This is a genomic window from Mucilaginibacter sp. P1_D10 (genome assembly GCF_056406215.1).
This window is the reverse complement of record NZ_JBFUAP010000007.1, coordinates 50,856-68,825: the sequence shown is the minus strand read 5'-3', so window position 1 is coordinate 68,825 and position 17,970 is coordinate 50,856. Positions and strand designations below refer to the sequence as shown.

The window sequence follows — 17,970 nt, the reverse complement described above, 5'->3', positions numbered from 1 at the left end:
AAATCAAAACATCCCCATCTGCTTCCCACCCTTCGGCGTAAACAAACTCAAATCATACGGCGGCATTTCCCTTCCCGCTAAAAAGCGTACGCAAGCCATGCGATATAACTGATGGATAGAGTTGGCCACGTGGCCATCGCCGGTCATGCGGCGTCCGAAGTCGCTGTCGTTCAGGTTGCCGTCGTGGCAGGCTTTTATCATGTTCAGCACCTTCTCGGCACGGTCGGGGAAGGCTTTGTGTACCCAATCGGTAAAAAGCTCGGCAATGCTGCCGTTGAGGCGCACTATGGTAAAGCCTGCGGCCAATGCCCCTCTATCGGCTGCCGCTTTAATAATTTCGGGCATCTCGTTGCTGTTTAGCCCAGGAATGATGGGTGCAACCATCACCCGCACGGGGATACCTTTTTCTGATAGTTTTTGTATTACGGCCAGCCGACCCATGCCGGTTACGGTGCGTGGCTCCAGCTTTTGGCGTAACGATTCGTTTAACGAATTGAGCGACACATTCACGTGGATAAGATTCATGGCGGCCATTTCGCTGAGGATATCCAGATCGCGCAGCACCAGGTTATTCTTGGTGATAATGCTCACCGGGTTGCGGTATTTAAGGAACAACTGCAGTAAAGCGCGGGTTATTTTCAGTTTTCGTTCGATGGGCTGGTAGCAATCGGTATTGCCGGAGAGTACCATGGCCACGGGTTCGTATCCCCTTTTGTTGAAGTGCTTTTCAAGCAGCTCCGGCGCGTTACGTTTTACGATGATCTTTCGCTCGAAATCCAACCCGGCACTGAAGCCATAATATTCGTGCGTATTGCGGGCGTAGCAATATATGCAGCCGTGCTCGCAGCCCTGGTATGGGTTTATAGATACGAAACGCCCCAGGTCGGGGCTGTTAGATTCGCTTACGATTTTTTTTGCATTCTCTTCAAAAAGCTGCGTGCGGGTATCTTCCAGCAGTTGCTCGTCGAGCCCTTCGGCATGCTCCAGCACGTACTTATTCTTCAGGAATTTGTTGTGCGTGTTTACCTGTGCCCCTCTCCCCTTAAAAAATTCCGGATTCTCCTCATGTGCCATAAGCACAAATTTGCTAATTAAATTAGCAAATCACAACTCTATCAAATTGTTTTTTATGGCATAAAGTACCAAACCCACGCGGCTCTTTATCTGTAGTTTTTCGAAGAGCTGGTCGCGGTAGCCGTCAACGGTGCGTGCGCTGATGCACATATGGTCGGCAATTTCTTTGTAAGTAAGTTCAGTGCCGGCCAGTTTCAAAAACTCCAGCTCGCGGCTGTTCAGTTTTATATCGTCAACATTGCGGTTGTAATTGTTTACCAGGTGGCGGGTAACAAACTCGGGGTAATAAATTTCGCCCTGCGATACCTTGCGGAGCGCGTGCTCAAACTCGTATGGTTCCGAATCTTTAAGCAGGTAACCTTTTACGCCGAGTTTCACCATGGTAAGCACTTTTTCGGCATCCTCGAACATGGAGAGTACAATTACGCATATATCCGGATAATTTGCTTTCAGCCAGCGAGCGGTTTCTATCCCGCCCATTACGGGCATGTTTATATCCAGCAAAATTATATCGGGCTTCAACTGTGGTGACAGTTTGCGGGTAAGCTCTTCGCCGTTGCCGGCTTCGAAAAGTATCTTGTATCCTCCAAGGCTGTTTATCAGCGACACCAAGCCGCTCCTGAACAGGCGATGGTCATCAACCAGTACTATTTGTATAGCGTCCGTAGGCATTTTTTGTTGTAAAAGGGGGTCAACATCTATCGTAATACAACAACAACCATTTCCTGGTTAGCTGCTTTTATTATTTAGCAGCTACTCCTGTGCAGGCTGGTCTGCGCTGTGAAATTCCTTAAGCCTACCCCGCTAATTTTTAACGTATAATTAGATGGGTTGGCGGTGTAAAAAGCGATGGTTAAGTTAAATAAATGTGAATAATACTGCAAACAAATTTTGTGTTGTTTAGCATCGGCGATTATGGCTCAAAAAAGAGCTGCGCATGCCCATCATTTATCCCTTTTCTGGCAGCCTTGCCGGCTTGCTGAAGCATAAAAAAGCCAGGCTTAAACAGGTGTAGAGCACGGCTATAGATATACTGGCAATGCCGTTAAACAATAGAAAATAAGTATAATTGCCTTTGTAGGCCATGTAAGCAAACGAAGCGTAGACCATAAAGTTAAGCACGCAAAAAAATAAAAACCCGGTATTTACCCAAAAAGCGGGCAGCCTTATAAGGGCCAGGGGCTGTATGGTGTAATGTAGCAACTCATAAAAATAAATGCCGCACAAAACGATGATGACCATGAATTGCATCAGGATGGTGAAAGAATCGAGATTCCAAAACCCCTGGAAAAAGGCCATGTTGATAAGAGAACATGCAACAGTTATGACTATCGCGGCAGCCATCCGTTTTTTAAAGTAGGGGTTTCTGAGGAGCCCCCGCAGGAAAAATGCGCAGAATAAGAACGAGATATAAGTGCTGATGTTTGTTGCATGCAAGTTGCGATGGTTGATGCTGAACCATTTTTGTATGGTGCCGAATTCGTAAAATACGATAAACAAGAGATAAGGCACAAAATAGCGGTACGGTGTTCCCTTCATTTTGGTGTATTGGATCACCGAAATAACAAAGGCCATCAATTCGAATAAAAAATACACCGACCCGAACATGGGCGCGAATATAGGTATTACCGCATTAATGCAGCCATAGCTTATTTGGCGAGCGAGGCTATATCGATTGCTATGCAGCAGCCTTTACCCGGTTCGCTGCTTATTTTGGCAACAGCGCCTACTAATGCCGCCCTGTTCTGCATGTTGCGCAAGCCCGAACCGCCCGCCTTTAACGCAGCGTAATCGAATCCGGCACCATTATCGGCAATGGTGAGGCTAAAAGAGTTGGCATCATACCGCATGCCTATTTTGAACTGACTGGCCCCGGCATGCTTAAGGGCATTGTTCAAAGCCTCCTGAAAGATGCGGAAAAACACTAGCTCGCGCTCATCTCCCAGGCTAATGGGCTGACCCTCCACATTCATTACGGCCTCCATAATGTTGCTTTTGTTTAGCCGCTCTACCTCAATGGCAATGGTTTTTACCAGGCCCAGCTGGGCTATGTGCTCAAAGCTTAAGCTTTTGGAGAGGTCGCGCAAATCGCCTATGGCTTGCGAAACCAACTTTCGGCTCTCATCTATCTTATTTGCCCGTTCTGTTTCGGCAAGGTTGCCGGTAAAGGCAAGGTTAAGCTTAACGAAAGAAAGCACCTGCGTTACGTTGTCGTGTATTTCGCGGCTTACGTAATTAAGCGTTTGCTCCTGCATCTCTATCTGCGTTTTAAGCAGTTCCTGCCTAAAAGCGGCCTGTTGCTGTTCTTTCTCGGTAATGTGGTTGTTGTGCTTACGTTGATAAAAAAACAAAAAGCTTATGATAAACATGCCCAACAGTAATAGCATGATAGTACCTGCAATAATAATTACAATAAGCTGTTGGCTTTCCGGGCGCATAAAAACGAAACAGTTAAAAAGGAGTATAATATGGCATTTGCAAGGTTAGCAACAACTTTAAATAATGTAACAAACGCCTGGAGTTTTTGGTATGCCAAAAAGGTAAACGATGCGTAAAACAGAAAGTAAACAAGACAGAAAAACAACAGGCCGGTATTGAGCCAAAACCCGGGTAAAGACACAATGGAAAGCTGAACGTGAGTGTAGTTCATTAATTCATAAAAATAAAGGCAGGTAATTACAATAAGGATAAAATACTGTAAGAGAATTGTTATGGAATTAAGACTCCAAAAGCCCTGAAAAAAAGCATTGTTTACTAAATAACAAAAGACCGCAAACAGAATTGCGGCCTTTATACATTTCTTATACAGTGGTGTTCTTATAAGTTGCAACAAAATAAGCGAATAGAACAAAAAGAAAATAAACAGGGTAATGTTGGATATCCAAAGGTTACTGCCCTTTATGCCAAACCAGCTATTTACCGAACCATATTCGTAAATGAGAATAAAAAAAAGATAGGGCACAAAGTATTTATAAACTGTGTTTTTAAGTTTCGGTAACTGAACCACTGCGACTATAAGCGCAAGTGCTTCAAAAAAAAAATATAAACGGTCAAACATTGCCACTAATATACGTATTACAAGATTATTAACAACCTATTAATGGAGGGCATAGCACGGCGTTATCCATGCCTTTTGCGGCAACACCAGCATCGTCGTTCAGGTTTTCTACCGAGCCGTTGAGGGTGACTAAAACCGCCATTAGCTTATTTTGATACCTTTTGCGCCTCTCTTCGGGGATAGGGAAAATATCATGGTCGTGTATGCCAAAATATATTTTCAACCCATCGGCGCCTGGGTTTGCGTCAAAAAGGGCATCGATGCTTTTTTTTGAGAAAATAACGGCCCGGGAATCGTTTTTTTCAGGATGGCCCGGGTCTGAACAGTCAATGGGCCTAAGCCTGCCATTGTCTATCACCTGAAGTTTTTTAAAAAAATTCGCAGAAAGCGCCGCCAGCTGTTTTTTTGTTACCACGCTGTCTTCAAACGAGTGCTCGGGTAGGGTTTCGGGTTTAGTGGGCATAATTAGGGGAGTTTAAAATGTTAGGTTAAGGGATTAGTTTCGCCTAATATATCAAAATTGCGCTTACCGGAACAACCCGTGTTTTCACGGTGTTTTTTACCGCGAAAACCACGGATTATTTGGGTGTTCTACTTCTTTTGAATGAGCCGATTTGTACCGTACTTTGGATTAACAGATAATTAGTTGATTGTACCCATGCTAAGTGATTTCAAAAGCTTACTGCGGGAAAAAGTGTTAAAAACGCCAAAGCTCAAATAAGCGTTTTAAAGTTAATCCCTACTTCGGGGGAATTTAGGGATGGAAGGAAATGGGTTATGGGGGCATCTCGCCCCCACACCTCCTTCCAAAAAAATCAAGAAATTAACAGCAAAAGGCACACAAGACCCTGCATCTACCTGCAACAATTTACGCCTTTTGCATGTTATCTTTGCCATGCACAGCTTCCTAAAAAAACTATTGTACAAACCCGTATCGCGCCTGGCCGATAAGTTCTCTGCGCGCCCGGATAAGGCGCGGGTGGATAAGGCGCTGGCTGCGTTATATAAAAATATTACTACCCGCCCGGGCAAAAAAGGGCCGCTCATCAGTTTCGATGCCGTTAAGGATAAATTCGTGATCCTGTCTGATCAGCATAAAGGCGCGCGCGACGGTGCCGATATATTTGCCGGTGCGGAGAGAAATTATCTTGCCGCCCTGGATTATTATTACGATGGCCAATTTACCTACGTCAACCTGGGCGATAGTGAAGAGCTTTGGGAGAACATCTTCCTTACGGTAAAAAACCACAACCAAGTCACCTTTGATAAAGAGAAGTTGTTTATAGATGCGGATAGATTCATCAAAATATTTGGCAACCACGACCTGTATTGGGGCAACGACCCGCTCGCCATGCTTAGCCTTACCCAGATATATGGTAAAGCCATACGGATTTATGAAGGCGCGATACTGCAAGCCGATGTGAGCGGAAAAACGCTATCCATATTTATGACGCACGGCCACCAGGGCGATCTGCAGAGCGATGGTAGCTGGTTTAGCAAATGGTTTGTTTCGGATATCTGGGGACCTTTGCAAGGTTATCTGCGCATAAACCCCAATACGCCGGCCTTTAACAACCAGCTAAAAACCGATCATAACCGCATCATGTACGAATGGAGCAGCCAAAGGAAAGATACGCTGCTGATTACCGGCCATACACACCAGCCTGTGTTTCGTTCATTTACACAACTGGAAAACCTATATGCCCGCTTAGAACTGGCTAAAAGCAAAGGCGAGCAGGCCGAAGCCGCTGTGCTGGAGAAAAAGATAACAGCCTTGCACTTAAAGGGACATACCCAGCCCGATTTTAACGGCTACCTGGATACCTACTTCAACACAGGCTGCTGCTGTTTTGATGACGGAGACATTACGGGTATAGAGATTGCCGGGGGGGCCATCAGCCTTATTAAATGGCATTACAGCCGCAATGCTAGCGAAAGGGTTGTGCTGGAAGAATGCAAACTGGAAGATTTGAAGCTGCAGTAGATGTATTTCATGCCTGCTGCAGCTAGCGGTATTTTGGCGGGCTTAGTTTTTTGCCTGCGCTATTACGGCTTCGTTAAGGCGTACGTACTCGTCATCATTAGTGGCTTTAGCCAGCTTAACGCCTTCCTGTGCGGTGGCAATAGCTTTTGCCTTATCGCCCATTTTTAGTTGGATACGGGCTTTCCATAATTTATACCATGGGCCGTTTGGCTCCATCTGCTCGGCCTCCAAAGCCCATTGCAGGGCTTTATTCAGGTCCTTGTCGTTCTCATAAAAGTATTGTATAGCGTTGAAATAAGGGCGTTTGTTTTTATCGCCCAGCATCAGCTTTTCTATATTGGCAGTAATTTGGGCATCATCGTCTGTTTGCAAACGTATGGGCACTGCGGTATGGTCCCAAACCAGGTACAGCTCGGTAGATTTTGTGGTAGAGTTGGCAAACTGCATGGTAAAGGTTTCCCTTTTTTCATCAACCGAGCGCGATTTTACTTTTACGCGCAACACGTCATCCCCTTGTTTGTAGCCATAAGCGCCCCATTGTTTGGCGGTTTTGTTCAGGATGATGGTCCAATCGGTCTCTTCGGGTATGCTAAAGAGGGCATAAGTACCGGCCGGCACTTTGTTGCCTTCAAAAATTACGTTCTCGGTAAAAGTGATGGTTGTGGCCGCGTTGGCACCGGTGCGCCAAACCTGGCCGTAAGGGTTTATACCGCCGAATATTTTACGGCCTTTTACATTGGGGCGCGAGTAGGTAACGGTTACTTTGCCTAAGCCAAAATCCTGTATAATGGTTTGGGTAGAGCTGGCTTCGGGTATGCGCAGTTCCTGGGCAAATGTTTGGGCTGTTGTACAACAGGCGAGCAACATAATGCACAGGCAGTAAAAAGACTTCTTCATCGTCAGGTATAAATTTACTACTAAGGTAATGATTGTTGAATGAATTTTAAATGAAATAGACTTGCCTGCGGGCCAAAGGTTCAATCGTCTTAAAAAAATAAAAGCCCCCTAGACTTGCTCCGGGGGACTTTCAACCTAAACCTTATCACAATTAACCGGTAAGGAATACCGGTCCGATGTGTTTATTACAAATACTGTACCAAAAAGCATTGCGTGTTTAAACGCGCATTTTTATTGCAAATAGAACACAAAACGCACTATTTTGTGTATTTTGTTTTGAGGGTGTTTGCCATGAGTGTACAATTTGTCAGGAAAATTGTACAGCAGTGTACACAATTAGTGTTGTTTTATCCCCTGCCGCTTGCGCAGAAAGGCATCCAGCAGGAACAGGCCCATCACCACATCGAAAAACAGGAAGCCTTTTAATACAGAACCAGAGAAAAAACTTTTGATGTGCGAGGCATCCAATTGCTCGGGCATTTGAATGTTGATGTCAATTGCCATAGCTGAGCCCCCGTTCCAGTTAACAGAAGTTAACACAAATATAAGCAGCGCCGCTATGGTGATAACAAAAAATGCCGCTATCCCCCAAATAATTCGCTTGTTGATGGTTGCTTTAAGTGGTTGCATGGCGTTTTCCGTACGGATATTTTCCATTACGTTGTAAGTGAAAGCCATCGATGGCTCGTCCAGGTCCATCGTACTAAATTCCTCATTCAATTTCAGCAGTTCATTGTACTGTATGCGCAGGGCCTCGTCCTGTGCAATAAGCTGCGCCATGGCCTGCTGCTCGTCTTTGCTGCAGGTGCCATCAATGTAGCTCCAAAGTTGTTCTTCTATACTGTTCATATCAGTTCTTTAACTTCGTGTTTTAAATTACGCTCCAGCTTTTCTTTCAAACGCTGGCGCGCCCTAAATAGTTTCACCTTAACCGTATTTGCCTCGATACCTAAGGTTTGCGCTATTTCATCTAACGATTGCTCGCCTTTATAAAACAGCGTAATAATGGTTGCATCATCGGGCAATAGTTGTGCTATGGCCTGGTTAAGGTAAAACGACCTTGATTTATTTTCGATGTTGTGCGCATCATACGCGCTTGGTTTGTTTTCAATCTGTATATAAGCCTCATCATCGTCTATGGACGAGGTATCTAACCGTTTCTTACGCAAAAACGTCATGGCGGTGGTATATACAATACTATACAGCCATGTACTGAATTTGCTTTGTTGCTGAAAGCTCGATAACGAGCGATAAGCTTTAACAAAACAGTCCTGCGCAACCTCTTCGGCATCCTCGCGCCCCTTTGTAAACCGCAGCGCTAGCGTAAAAACGAAACGCTGGTGCCGTTTAACCAGGTCGGCATAGGCCGATTGGTTACCCGCCAGGGTTTGTTCTATCAGTTCGATATCGGAAAGCTTGCTTTGCATATTATACAAACACTCTGACTACATGGCGTGGAAATAGGTTACAGGTTAAATTTACGATTTTAGATTTACGAATTGGTTCGTTTATCCGCCCGGCGTTGATATATACGCTCTACTATTATATACTACATCTAAATTCCAAATTCTAAAATATTTTCTCCATTGCCTGTAACCTCATTAAAAAACCGGTGGTCATAGCTTACAAATACACCGTAGTGGTGAGTTTGAAAACAAAAATACACACTTATTTAATTGTAAAATATCATGAATACTGCAAGTTTGGCCGTTTTCGCCGGCATCATTTTTATCATCAGCATGTTTGCAACCATTTTTGGTGCTATCTACTTACAAAAACGCGAAAAAATGGCCATGATTGAGCGCGGCATGGATCCGCGAAATTACAAGCCGCAACCAGCGCCATATCAAAACTTAAAATGGGGTTTATTATTGGTTGGCGCAGGTTTTGGATTGTTCCTGGCCTTTTTATTGGACCGTACCATATTTGCCAGCGCTGATAGGTATAACGATGAAAATGCCGCTATCTACTTCGGGCTGATCGCTATCTTCGGTGGTTTGGGCCTGGTGCTTTCTTACCGTATCGAGAAAAAAGAGCTTTACAATAACGATAAAGAGTAAGCCGGCAAAAAAACTTTACAAAAGCAAAAAAGGGTAGCGCATTGCGTTACCCTTTTTAATTTATAAATATCTTTCCTTCAGTATCCGCAGGTGATGCAGCTCGTGCCCGGCAGTCATATAAAGCAGTGCACGCACAGTTAGGTAGTTGCCGCTTGCGGTACCGCTGCGGTTCAGTTGTTCTTCCGTCAGGTTACGGAAAACGTACAGGTTAGACTGGCGGGTAACCTTAAACTCTTCGGCCAGTTCGGCCAGGCTGCGGCTGTTGTAATCGGTGTTATCCACGTAAGTGTCCTGATCGAAACCCGGCAGTACGATTTGCTCGCGCGAGAAGCAAAAAGCCCTGAAAGCAAACACGCGTTCCGTATCTATGATGTGGCCCAGCACTTCTTTAATGGTCCACTTGCCTTCGGCATAAGCATATAGGTGCTTATCTGCGGGCAGCGCGGTGAAAAACGCATAAGTATCCGTAAGGGAATCGGTTAGTAGCTGCATCACATCGGCACCTTCGGGTACCATGTTTACGTAGGTGCCGGCAAATACCGGGTACTGGTTAGGTTGTGGCCTTTGTATCATCTGTTAAACTTTTTAATGCTATCCTGAATGTGGTGCCCTTGCCAAGCTCCGAATCGCGTACGAATATCTGCCCGTTGTGGTAGTTTTGTATCATACGCTTGGTGAGCGATAGCCCCAGGCCCCAGCCACGCTTGCGCGTAGTGTATCCCGGTTGGAAAACCGTTTCGAATTTAGAGCGGGGTATGCCTTTGCCGGTATCAGATACATCGATAAAAACCTGCTTTTTTGCCCGGCTGCCACTGATGTTTACTTTGATGCTGCCCGTGCCGTCTATAGCATTTACGGCATTTTTCAGCAGGTTCTCCAGCACCCAATCAAACAGCGGGATATTGAGGCCTGCCAACAATCGCCGGTTACCCGTAAGTTCGAAGCTGATTTTATCGCTTACACGCACCTTAAAATAATCTACGAAATCTTTCACTACATCATAAACCGGATGGGTCTCCAGCTTTGGCTTGGAACCTATTTTAGAGAATCGGTCGGCCACTATCTCCAGCCGTTTTACGTCATTCCCCATCTCGGCCAGCAGCGGGTCGTCCTCCGCATCAAACTTGTCTTTGATGAGTTCTATCCACGCCATCAACGATGATATAGGCGTACCCAGCTGGTGCGCGGTTTCTTTGGCAAGGCCCACCCAAACCTGGTTCTGCTCAGATTTGCGCGACGAGCTGAACGCCGTGTAGGCAACCATCAGGAATATGGCGATAACCGATAATTGTATATATGGAAATATTTTTAACTGCGTGAGCAGGGGCGAATCTTTATAGTAAACCAGCCAGCGCTCGTTTAAAATGGTTAACTGTATAGGGTCGTGCTGAGACTTCATATATTCCAGCTCATCTTTAAAGTAACCGGGGTCGTATTTCTGATGCTTTTGCTTAAGCTCTGCGGCATCCAGCTTAATAAAAGTTTTGGTGGTATCCAGCCCGCGGGTAAGCTGAAACTCGCCTTTAGAATTCACCACCAGCGAGGGTACTACCGAACTATCGCGCACGGCGAAAACGTAGTTTAGGAAATCGTTATCGTCCGAAGACATCATCTGCCGCATGCTCAACGCCCACACCTGCGCCCGCGTACGTTCAGATTTGGCAATGTTACGCACCAAATAACTCGTGTAAAGCAACGACCCGGTGGCAATAACCACCGCAAAAGCAAGTAACGAATATTTCCAGATACGTTTTTGTTGGTATGGGTTCATGTATTAAGTCCGAAAGTCTGATGTTCGTAAGTCAGAAGAAGCGGCAAATTACGTAAAATGTTTTATTGATTGACACAGGCGCAAGCCTTCAAGCGCAAACGCACAAAGCGGCAAATCTTCCGATTTGAGGTTTTGTAATTTCCGGGGATTTCCATAATAGGGTTAATGGTTTGCTGTATAGCCATGTTATAGAAAAATAAAATTCTTTCTATGAATAAAACAATCCGCATATTTGAATAAACTGGCTTTCAGTTATAAGTAACCATAGCAATTAAGTTTGTTATTAAATTACCTAAGCCAATTTTGAAATAATTATTTTCAATGTCAACCACAGCAGACCAAGAATCAGGCAAGATAAGAGTTGCCGATATTACGCTTGCACAATTAAGTCGCGGCCTATATCGCAGCAATGCTACTGTTTTTAAAGAGCTGATCAACAACGCTTACGATGCTGATGCAACAGAGGTAAGGGTTAACACCAACTTTCCTGCATTTGATTACATATCTATCGTTGATAATGGAACAGGTATGCCATTGGAAGGCTTTAAAAAACATTTTGCTGACGATGGAATTGGAAGTAGCTCTAAAAGGCGCGGCAATGCCAATGAAACAGAAATTTTCAAAAGGCCTGTTATTGGAAGATTAGGTATCGGAATGATGGCTATTGGACAATTGTGCCACAGTTTTGAAATCGAATCCCATTATAAAGACGACAAAGGAAATTTACTTGCTTTTAAAGGGGAAATAGTACTTACTAATGAGAGTATCCCCGATCTTGTTTCAGAGATCACTAAACCCAAATCTAAAGGAAAAGAAATTGATGTCGGCGAATGGTCATATGAAAAGATAGATTATGAGGCTTCAAAAAAAGGCTTTAGAATTTACTCCAATGATGTTCGTGGAACTTTTCGCCGGGAAATGCGGGAAAGCTATGAGACTCTTGAAGAATTTAAAAACGTCCCCTTTTCTCTAAAAAGTATCATATCGATTCTTTATAATAGTCGCTCTGTGCGAGATTGTAAGGCTTACCTCGAGACAATTTGGGAATTGTGTACATTGTGCCCTTTGCCATATTACGATAATGAAAAGTCGCCCATAAAATGGGATCAAAATAAAAAAATTGATATCCTGGATAAAAAATTCTCTTCGTTTATCAATGAGCGGCAAGGTGCGCTATTAGGCTATAATTTTGATTTGCATTTTGATGGGATACTTTTAAATAAGCTTATTCAATTGCCGTCTGTTGAGGATATAACCTCAAGGGTGTATTATTTTGAATTTGATGAAGACATATTTGATTCCCGTCTAAAATTTTCCGGATATGTGTTTTCCCAAGTTTCTCGTGCCATTCGGCCTTTTGAACTTAATGGTATTCAAGTAAGGTTGCGAAATGTTGGTATCGGTGGGTATGATGCTACATTCATGAAATATTACAAGCAAGTCGAAACAATAAGAAGTAAATGGGTATCAGGGGAAATCTTTGTTGATTCTGGCTTAGAGGCCGCGTTAAATATTGACCGGGATAGTTTTAACGAGCATGAGGAACATTATAAGTCACTACAAAAGTATATCCATGAGGTCTTAGATAAGGTATTTGATGAAACAAATAAGGCGGCAATTCAAAAAAGGGAAGTTGTAAAAGAAACAAAGTTATCAACCCAAAGTAACAAATTAAAAGATTATGTAATTACTGCCAGTAAAGGCAAGTTTGAACTTAAGGAAGATAAAAGTATTAATACATCGTTGGAAATAGATAATGATAAAGGTGTCATTACAATTAACAATGATATCCAGGAAATCAGAAGTAGTAAAGCCGATCAATTATATAAAATCATAGAAATTGCTTATCATATTTCGCGAGCTTCCAAAAGTGAACAGGTACGTCATGATACATTTATGGAACTGGTGAAAAAGGCGCTAAAAGAAATCATCTAATGAAGGATTGGGATAACTATTACAGTAAACATTGCACTCGATTCTATGGATGGCTACCTGCCAGTAAAGAATTTAAAGAACGAAAAGGGGACATAAAAATAAAATATTTAACTCTTTGTGACACAAATGCCATTGATATTTTTATGCTCGAAATGGAAGGCGTTTTACAAAGAGATGCCAACCAAACCTTAACCGGCGTAACCATTTGTGAAATGGAAGAAAGTAAATTGGCCGATATTTTCAAAAACGTCAACCCGCCGTTAAGAGAGTCTATCGTAAAAGGGAAAATACAACAGCTATTGCTTTTCAAAGATACGGCGGAACTACAAGCTATGGACCCAGATGGCGATGTAAGAAATAGAGAAGTGCGGAGGAAATTAAATATGCGCCGGGATGCTATTCGTTTACAACAAGGTTTCCCTTTTGATATTATTAATTTTGACCCTTGCGATTCGATCATCAACCCTAACAAGGAGATGTTTCAAGCGCTGGACAAAATTTTTGAACTTCAAAATAATATTGATGAGTTTCTAATATTTTCAACAACACCGATTCATCTTAATGACGCAGTAATTAAATTGTTCAGCGATGACTTTAAACAAAACATTGAAGATCATGAAGTTATCAAAATTGCCTCTGAAGCAACTTTAAATACTTTAGAATTTGCCAATATCGACGATGGGCACAAAAAGGCGGCGATTGGTTTGGGGAAAACGCTTATTGCAAAACTGTCGATAAAAAATGGCTTTGTTAGCAATCAATTGGGTATTTATGTCTACAAAAGTGATAATGGAACCCCGATGATGAGTTCAGTTACTTTGCTAAGTAAGGCAAACGGCAAAGACCCTATTGAATGGTATCCTAGCGAAATTGTAAAAATAATAAAAGAGATGCCTACCGTATATGAGCCAGAATATGCAGAAACAAATGAAGATGTGATAAATCATTTATCATCTGTCATTCAAAGAAGAGAGCAGATACAAAGTCAGTTTATGGCACAGTAAGGAATATGGCAAGTGCTTAACTAAGAGCTTCTCTAAGCTTAACGCTTCTCGGGTCGTCTTGATTTATAGGAGGCCAAATCTCCAGGCTCATATCCAAAAATAAAATTGTTCTTATAATAAAATGGCACATTAAATATGCTGCAATCCTAATTCTATCCTACTTGCGATAAATTCAAAGCCCGTAGTATTATGATTTTTTTCAAATTCCTTCATCAATAATTGAAGTCCATCATCTACGTGCATCTTAATATATCTCACCACGTCTTTATCTGAAGCATATATATTGTAATTCATACAAACTAATGCTACGTAGTAATCAGTAAAATCACCAAATAACACTTTTTCGCTGTATTCTTTCCCTCCCGAATCTTTAATGCTTTTCAAATCCAAGTTTTGATTTTGCGATAATGAGTATGCAAATGCAATTCTGGCGATAATATTTTCGGTTCCTAAAGACAGCTTGTTAGTTAAATTAGTAACAACCTGCTTGTTTTCTTTTGAGGTTTTAATGTTACTAAACATATGATTGTGATGTAATAAATGAGTTAAATAAATTTTCCGGCTCGACTGCGTTAAAACCAGAATTATATTGATTGCTTTGTTTAATAAGATAGGTTTTACCTACTCTATTTTCCATCCAACCGTATTCTTCTTCATTCAATTCCTTCTGCAATAATGGGAAGAGCACTACTTGCGTGGATAGATTAGGATAGAACTCCTTTATGATGTTTTTTGAGTGGTTTTTGTCGAACTTTTGCAAAGGGCTATCAATAAAAACAGGAAAACGAATATTTGACTCATCAACCAATGCTTTCAATAATGCGGTAGCGTATAACTGCTGTTCGCCTTTTGACAACAGCTCCTTATCAATAAATGTATTTTGATTGTCGTATAACTCGATATCAATTAATTCACCCCTTATAATTACATCTACTTTACTAACAAAATCGGTTTTGTGCATCAAGCTATTAAGTTCGCGCAATATGTTGTTTTCAAGCGAACCCTTTTTTTTGTATTTTAATTTTTCAATGAATATTTCCAGGTTTTTTATTAATCGCGCTGCAGTTAGATCTTTTTCTTTATCCACATCTTCCAACTCAACTTTCTTACTCAGTTCTGAAATTTGACGTAAAAAGGTCTGCATTTCAGATTCTATATGGCCTTTTTGGGACTGTATTAAATTTTTCTCCTGTTCAAGCTGATAAATTTCCTCATCAAGTTTTTCTTTTGATTTTCTAATATCGGCAATTACGGGGTCTTTGCTTTTCGATTCTGCATCTTGTAACTTGCGACTGACATCATTAAATACACTTTGAAGCCGTTTTTGATCAGTTATAAGTGTTTTAAATGTTTTAGTATAAGAATTTTTCAAGGTTTCATACACCACGAAAAATCTATTCTGTTGCTCCGGCGTAAAATTTAACAACATTTTGACATCAGAAATTTGCGTAGGCAGGAGTGTTAACCTTATCAACTCGATTAGTTCTTTTTTATTTCCTTCATCTAAACCTATGAGCACTGATTTGTCTTCTATAATATTACTTAGTTGGGTTAGTTTACCCGATAGTAATGCTAACGCGGTCGCACTATTTACGTTTTCTGCTTCAAGTTGCGTTTTTATATTATTCATCCTATCCGCAAGGATAGCAAAAGGTGCCAGCTCCAACATATCATTAAACCTTGCCTTTATCTTAGCCAAATCTGTTAATAGGATATGTTTCTGATCTTTTAATCTACGAAGTTCCTCTAAGGTAATTGCGCTCCCTTCTCTAATTAATTGTTCCTGGTATTTATCTGATGATAATTTTTTGAATCGAATGATTTCCGCCAACTCGTCTAAGCGGTCATTTTTGTGCAAAACCAACTTCTTTGATTGCTCTAATTGTTTATTCAAGCGGTCAAGATTGTTACGGTCACTTTTTATTGCCGATTTTTCCCTAATCCTGTAACGCATATGCTCCAGGTTGCTCTTTAAGTCGGTGTATTTTTTTATACCCAAAACCTCGGCATAAGACTGACTTAAATACTTCTTTTCTTCTATAGTATTTATTTCAGCAAGTGAAACTATTTTTTCAGCATCAAAAAAGAAAAATTTCGCAATTTCCTTAGGCAGAATAAAGTCGTTAATAAAAATCTCAGATCCAACGTTTCTGGTTAGTTCATTAATCCTTCCATCGATTAATATTTCGACAACTTCTTTATGTGTTTGTACATTATAGCGCCGCGTAATTTCTACCTGATTGCAAACAACAGAGGGAATCTTTATTTCCGAAAATATTAGCGATACGCTAAAGGATGTTTCATCTTCAATTTTCGACTGAATAGTTTCCCGTTGAGAAAAGTTTTTACCGGTAAGCTCAACACCAAGTTGCTTTGCTCTGGTAATTGCCCCAACAAAAGCATTGCGATTCATCAATTTTTCACAATACCTTTTGTACCCTCCTGACTCTTTAATATCCTGACGATAACGGTCATCTACGTCGACCATTAATTTTCCATATAAGCCCCAAACTAAGGCCGTTAAAAAAGAGGTCTTACCAAAGCCATTGTTACCAGCTATAACTGTGATGTTTTTATATTGATCTTTAGAAAAAGACAGGTCATTGATGCCGTTATAAACCCTGAAATTATTTAATACGATATGATCAATTAACATGGTCGCTACTTAATTTGATGAATCTTTCTAAGTGATTTTCCAAGTCATTCTGTAGACCATAATTGTTAACCAAGATGTATTTCGACTTTTGGACCGCTAACATTTCATTAATTAAGTCAAAATCGGTTTTATCTGTAAAGACTTCTTTTAAAATGTCCTTTTCAAATATATCGTTTACATCAAAATCCTGGGGTTTTAAATCTGTGCCGTTAACCTGATTATAAATTTCAGCAACACTGAAACGGAATAGTGAATCTCTATGCCAAGTAACCTGAATACCGACTAACTCTTGTGCATTTATCAAAACAAGTTCAGGTTCACTCTTTTGCACCTCATTTTGAGCCTCTAACAATGTTCTAAGCATGTAAGCTCGATGTTCTTCGATATAAGGCCCCCACGTATTTTCATCTTCTATATAGCTGCCCCGCCTTTTTGTGTCCCGCAATTCCCTTTTATTCCTGTTCTCTTGCAACATATCACGGAAGTCGGCCAAGGGCTCCATCCATTCTTCGCCATTATCAATCAGCGCGGCCATTGACTTATCCTTTTTTACAACAGTACAAACCCAACAACCAAACCGGCTATTGCCACAAGATGGCGTCGTAGTATCAATAACAAGCGGGCAATCACCACCGTTAGCATTCCTATAAAGGGTGACTAAATCTCGATTAGTTCCACCCCATCCAGGATCATTTTGAAGTAGATATTGCCAAACCTCTTCTGTTTCCACATCTTTAATCAGAGCAAAAACATATGCGTTAGGCAGAATATGCTTGCGCAATCTTTCTCCTTTAACTTCATATTTCTTAATGCTCCTTGCCCGGCTATTGCTTTCAGCGCTACGCGTACCCAATAAAATAATTACTTCTCCAATTTCGCTAATTTTGGTTTTTATAAATTCAGTGGTAGGATTAATTTTCAATCGCTCGGTACACCACCGAAAAGTATTATTTGGTGCTGGGTAACCCTTGCCTATGAGATTTACCCAAAAACTTTCTTCTAATTTCGGAGTAGTTTCGTGTACAGTCAATGGCATGCCCTGCCTTACAGCTTCCAATTGAATGTTATTAAGGGTTATCCTAATAAATTGGGATATTTTCGGATTTTCTACAAGAGTATCGTTACAAACCACGTGTATAGGTCGAGTTCTTAGTATTGGGTCAATTTTTTGAATTGTCGACCATACTAGTTGCAACAACATTGTTGAATCTTTTCCTCCGCTAAATCCTATGATCCAGGGACGATTACTATCGTCAGCCAAATATTGTTCAAATACTTCCGCTTGTAAAAATTTAATATCGAGGGCCATTTCGTTCCGTAAGTCACTATCTAATATAACTCAAAGATGCCTATTCAATATATCAATTCGAACATTAAAATGCAACTATTTATCAATAAGCCTGTTACTTTTGAACATTTATTAATGAAGCGTAAATGGCCACAGCTTATTATCAAATCTTAGCAATGCAGTAAACAGCTTCAAGATATGTTTTTAAGCACTTTTGCTCATCCTGTTGCAATAATGATGTCT

The 17,970-nt window shown here is 41.4% G+C and carries 17 protein-coding genes; 4 read left to right on the top strand and 13 right to left on the bottom strand.

Annotated features, from left to right (window positions below; all coding sequences use genetic code 11):
• Positions 1-3 precede the first annotated feature (3 nt).
• From AC1DYT_RS12720 to AC1DYT_RS12700, 5 genes are all read right to left on the bottom strand, one after another.
• A complete protein-coding gene (locus tag AC1DYT_RS12720; protein ID WP_477469977.1) occupies positions 4-1,074 on the bottom strand; it encodes a PA0069 family radical SAM protein in 1,071 nt (356 codons plus the stop codon).
• A 30-nt stretch (positions 1,075-1,104) separates the two neighbouring features.
• The gene (locus tag AC1DYT_RS12715; RefSeq protein WP_477469976.1) at positions 1,105-1,746 is read right to left on the bottom strand and encodes a response regulator transcription factor; all 642 of its coding nucleotides are present in this window, start codon (positions 1,744-1,746) and stop codon (positions 1,105-1,107) included.
• 276 nt (positions 1,747-2,022) lie between these two features.
• On the bottom strand, positions 2,023-2,613 hold the full coding sequence (locus AC1DYT_RS12710) for a hypothetical protein (protein ID WP_477469975.1): 591 nt from the start codon (positions 2,611-2,613) through the stop codon (positions 2,023-2,025).
• 110 nt (positions 2,614-2,723) lie between these two features.
• Positions 2,724-3,512 carry a sensor histidine kinase gene (locus AC1DYT_RS12705; protein ID WP_477469974.1) on the bottom strand — a complete coding sequence of 263 codons (789 nt, stop codon included), beginning with the start codon at positions 3,510-3,512 and terminating at the stop codon, positions 2,724-2,726.
• Positions 3,513-4,160: 648 nt separating this feature from the next.
• Positions 4,161-4,595, bottom strand: coding sequence for a hypothetical protein (locus AC1DYT_RS12700; RefSeq protein ID WP_477469973.1), 435 nt, complete (start codon positions 4,593-4,595; stop codon positions 4,161-4,163).
• 432 nt (positions 4,596-5,027) lie between these two features.
• On the opposite strand from AC1DYT_RS12700, the gene AC1DYT_RS12695 reads away from it, so the two are divergent.
• Positions 5,028-6,116: a metallophosphoesterase gene (locus AC1DYT_RS12695; protein ID WP_477469972.1), complete on the top strand. Its 1,089-nt coding sequence runs from the start codon at positions 5,028-5,030 to the stop codon at positions 6,114-6,116.
• Between the two features lie 42 nt (positions 6,117-6,158).
• Here AC1DYT_RS12695 and AC1DYT_RS12690 read toward each other — a convergent pair whose 3' ends face one another.
• The 3 genes from AC1DYT_RS12690 to AC1DYT_RS12680 form a co-directional block, all read right to left on the bottom strand.
• On the bottom strand, positions 6,159-7,013 hold the full coding sequence (locus AC1DYT_RS12690) for a DUF2911 domain-containing protein (protein WP_477469971.1): 855 nt from the start codon (positions 7,011-7,013) through the stop codon (positions 6,159-6,161).
• A gap of 336 nt (positions 7,014-7,349) precedes the next feature.
• On the bottom strand, positions 7,350-7,862 hold the full coding sequence (locus AC1DYT_RS12685) for a hypothetical protein (protein ID WP_477469970.1): 513 nt from the start codon (positions 7,860-7,862) through the stop codon (positions 7,350-7,352).
• A complete protein-coding gene (locus AC1DYT_RS12680; RefSeq protein WP_477469969.1) occupies positions 7,859-8,440 on the bottom strand; it encodes an RNA polymerase sigma factor in 582 nt (193 codons plus the stop codon). Before AC1DYT_RS12680 ends, AC1DYT_RS12685 begins: the two co-directional genes overlap by 4 nt.
• Positions 8,441-8,701: 261 nt before the next feature.
• On the opposite strand from AC1DYT_RS12680, the gene AC1DYT_RS12675 reads away from it, so the two are divergent.
• Positions 8,702-9,073 (top strand): DUF6249 domain-containing protein, encoded by a 372-nt coding sequence (locus tag AC1DYT_RS12675; protein ID WP_477469968.1) that lies wholly within the window; start codon positions 8,702-8,704, stop codon positions 9,071-9,073.
• A 60-nt stretch (positions 9,074-9,133) separates the two neighbouring features.
• On the opposite strand, the gene AC1DYT_RS12670 is transcribed toward AC1DYT_RS12675, so the two are convergent.
• Together AC1DYT_RS12670 and AC1DYT_RS12665 are read right to left on the bottom strand one after the other, a co-directional pair.
• Entirely contained in the window at positions 9,134-9,646 is a 513-nt protein-coding gene (locus AC1DYT_RS12670; protein ID WP_477469967.1) for a DinB family protein, read from the bottom strand.
• Positions 9,624-10,844, bottom strand: a complete 1,221-nt coding sequence (locus AC1DYT_RS12665; RefSeq protein WP_477469966.1) for a sensor histidine kinase — start codon at positions 10,842-10,844, stop codon at positions 9,624-9,626. Before AC1DYT_RS12665 ends, AC1DYT_RS12670 begins: the two co-directional genes overlap by 23 nt.
• Before the next feature lie 321 nt (positions 10,845-11,165).
• Here AC1DYT_RS12665 and AC1DYT_RS12660 point away from each other — a divergent pair, with 321 nt between their 5' ends.
• A complete protein-coding gene (locus tag AC1DYT_RS12660) occupies positions 11,166-12,779 on the top strand; it encodes an ATP-binding protein (protein ID WP_477469965.1) in 1,614 nt (537 codons plus the stop codon).
• The gene (locus tag AC1DYT_RS12655) at positions 12,779-13,783 is read left to right on the top strand and encodes a hypothetical protein (protein WP_477469964.1); all 1,005 of its coding nucleotides are present in this window, start codon (positions 12,779-12,781) and stop codon (positions 13,781-13,783) included. The genes AC1DYT_RS12660 and AC1DYT_RS12655 overlap by 1 nt, the downstream gene beginning before the upstream one ends.
• 129 nt (positions 13,784-13,912) lie before the next feature.
• On the opposite strand, the gene AC1DYT_RS12650 is transcribed toward AC1DYT_RS12655, so the two are convergent.
• From AC1DYT_RS12650 to dndC, 3 genes are read right to left on the bottom strand one after another with little or no spacing between them, the layout of a single operon-like run.
• The gene (locus AC1DYT_RS12650; RefSeq protein ID WP_477469963.1) at positions 13,913-14,305 is read right to left on the bottom strand and encodes a DndE family protein; all 393 of its coding nucleotides are present in this window, start codon (positions 14,303-14,305) and stop codon (positions 13,913-13,915) included.
• The gene (locus AC1DYT_RS12645) at positions 14,298-16,439 is read right to left on the bottom strand and encodes an AAA family ATPase (RefSeq protein WP_477469962.1); all 2,142 of its coding nucleotides are present in this window, start codon (positions 16,437-16,439) and stop codon (positions 14,298-14,300) included. Before AC1DYT_RS12645 ends, AC1DYT_RS12650 begins: the two co-directional genes overlap by 8 nt.
• Positions 16,429-17,748, bottom strand: coding sequence for a DNA phosphorothioation system sulfurtransferase DndC (gene dndC, locus AC1DYT_RS12640; RefSeq protein WP_477469961.1), 1,320 nt, complete (start codon positions 17,746-17,748; stop codon positions 16,429-16,431). The genes AC1DYT_RS12645 and dndC overlap by 11 nt, the downstream gene beginning before the upstream one ends.
• Positions 17,749-17,970 lie beyond the last annotated feature (222 nt).

What these genes read in the sequence shown, in the direction of transcription:
- AC1DYT_RS12645 (WP_477469962.1), bottom strand. Translation starts at nt 16,439, where the DNA reads ATGTTAATTGATCATATCGTATTAAATAATTTCAGGGTTTATAACGGC.
- AC1DYT_RS12715 (WP_477469976.1), bottom strand. Translation starts at nt 1,746, where the DNA reads ATGCCTACGGACGCTATACAAATAGTACTGGTTGATGACCATCGCCTG.
- AC1DYT_RS12670 (WP_477469967.1), bottom strand. Translation starts at nt 9,646, where the DNA reads ATGATACAAAGGCCACAACCTAACCAGTACCCGGTATTTGCCGGCACC.
- AC1DYT_RS12705 (WP_477469974.1), bottom strand. Translation starts at nt 3,512, where the DNA reads ATGCGCCCGGAAAGCCAACAGCTTATTGTAATTATTATTGCAGGTACT.
- AC1DYT_RS12665 (WP_477469966.1), bottom strand. Translation starts at nt 10,844, where the DNA reads ATGAACCCATACCAACAAAAACGTATCTGGAAATATTCGTTACTTGCT.
- dndC (WP_477469961.1), bottom strand. Translation starts at nt 17,748, where the DNA reads ATGGCCCTCGATATTAAATTTTTACAAGCGGAAGTATTTGAACAATAT.
- AC1DYT_RS12655 (WP_477469964.1), top strand. Translation starts at nt 12,779, where the DNA reads ATGAAGGATTGGGATAACTATTACAGTAAACATTGCACTCGATTCTAT.
- AC1DYT_RS12675 (WP_477469968.1), top strand. Translation starts at nt 8,702, where the DNA reads ATGAATACTGCAAGTTTGGCCGTTTTCGCCGGCATCATTTTTATCATC.
- AC1DYT_RS12650 (WP_477469963.1), bottom strand. Translation starts at nt 14,305, where the DNA reads ATGTTTAGTAACATTAAAACCTCAAAAGAAAACAAGCAGGTTGTTACT.
- AC1DYT_RS12680 (WP_477469969.1), bottom strand. Translation starts at nt 8,440, where the DNA reads ATGCAAAGCAAGCTTTCCGATATCGAACTGATAGAACAAACCCTGGCG.
- AC1DYT_RS12695 (WP_477469972.1), top strand. Translation starts at nt 5,028, where the DNA reads ATGCACAGCTTCCTAAAAAAACTATTGTACAAACCCGTATCGCGCCTG.
- AC1DYT_RS12710 (WP_477469975.1), bottom strand. Translation starts at nt 2,613, where the DNA reads ATGAAGGGAACACCGTACCGCTATTTTGTGCCTTATCTCTTGTTTATC.
- AC1DYT_RS12660 (WP_477469965.1), top strand. Translation starts at nt 11,166, where the DNA reads ATGTCAACCACAGCAGACCAAGAATCAGGCAAGATAAGAGTTGCCGAT.
- AC1DYT_RS12720 (WP_477469977.1), bottom strand. Translation starts at nt 1,074, where the DNA reads ATGGCACATGAGGAGAATCCGGAATTTTTTAAGGGGAGAGGGGCACAG.
- AC1DYT_RS12690 (WP_477469971.1), bottom strand. Translation starts at nt 7,013, where the DNA reads ATGAAGAAGTCTTTTTACTGCCTGTGCATTATGTTGCTCGCCTGTTGT.
- AC1DYT_RS12700 (WP_477469973.1), bottom strand. Translation starts at nt 4,595, where the DNA reads ATGCCCACTAAACCCGAAACCCTACCCGAGCACTCGTTTGAAGACAGC.
- AC1DYT_RS12685 (WP_477469970.1), bottom strand. Translation starts at nt 7,862, where the DNA reads ATGAACAGTATAGAAGAACAACTTTGGAGCTACATTGATGGCACCTGC.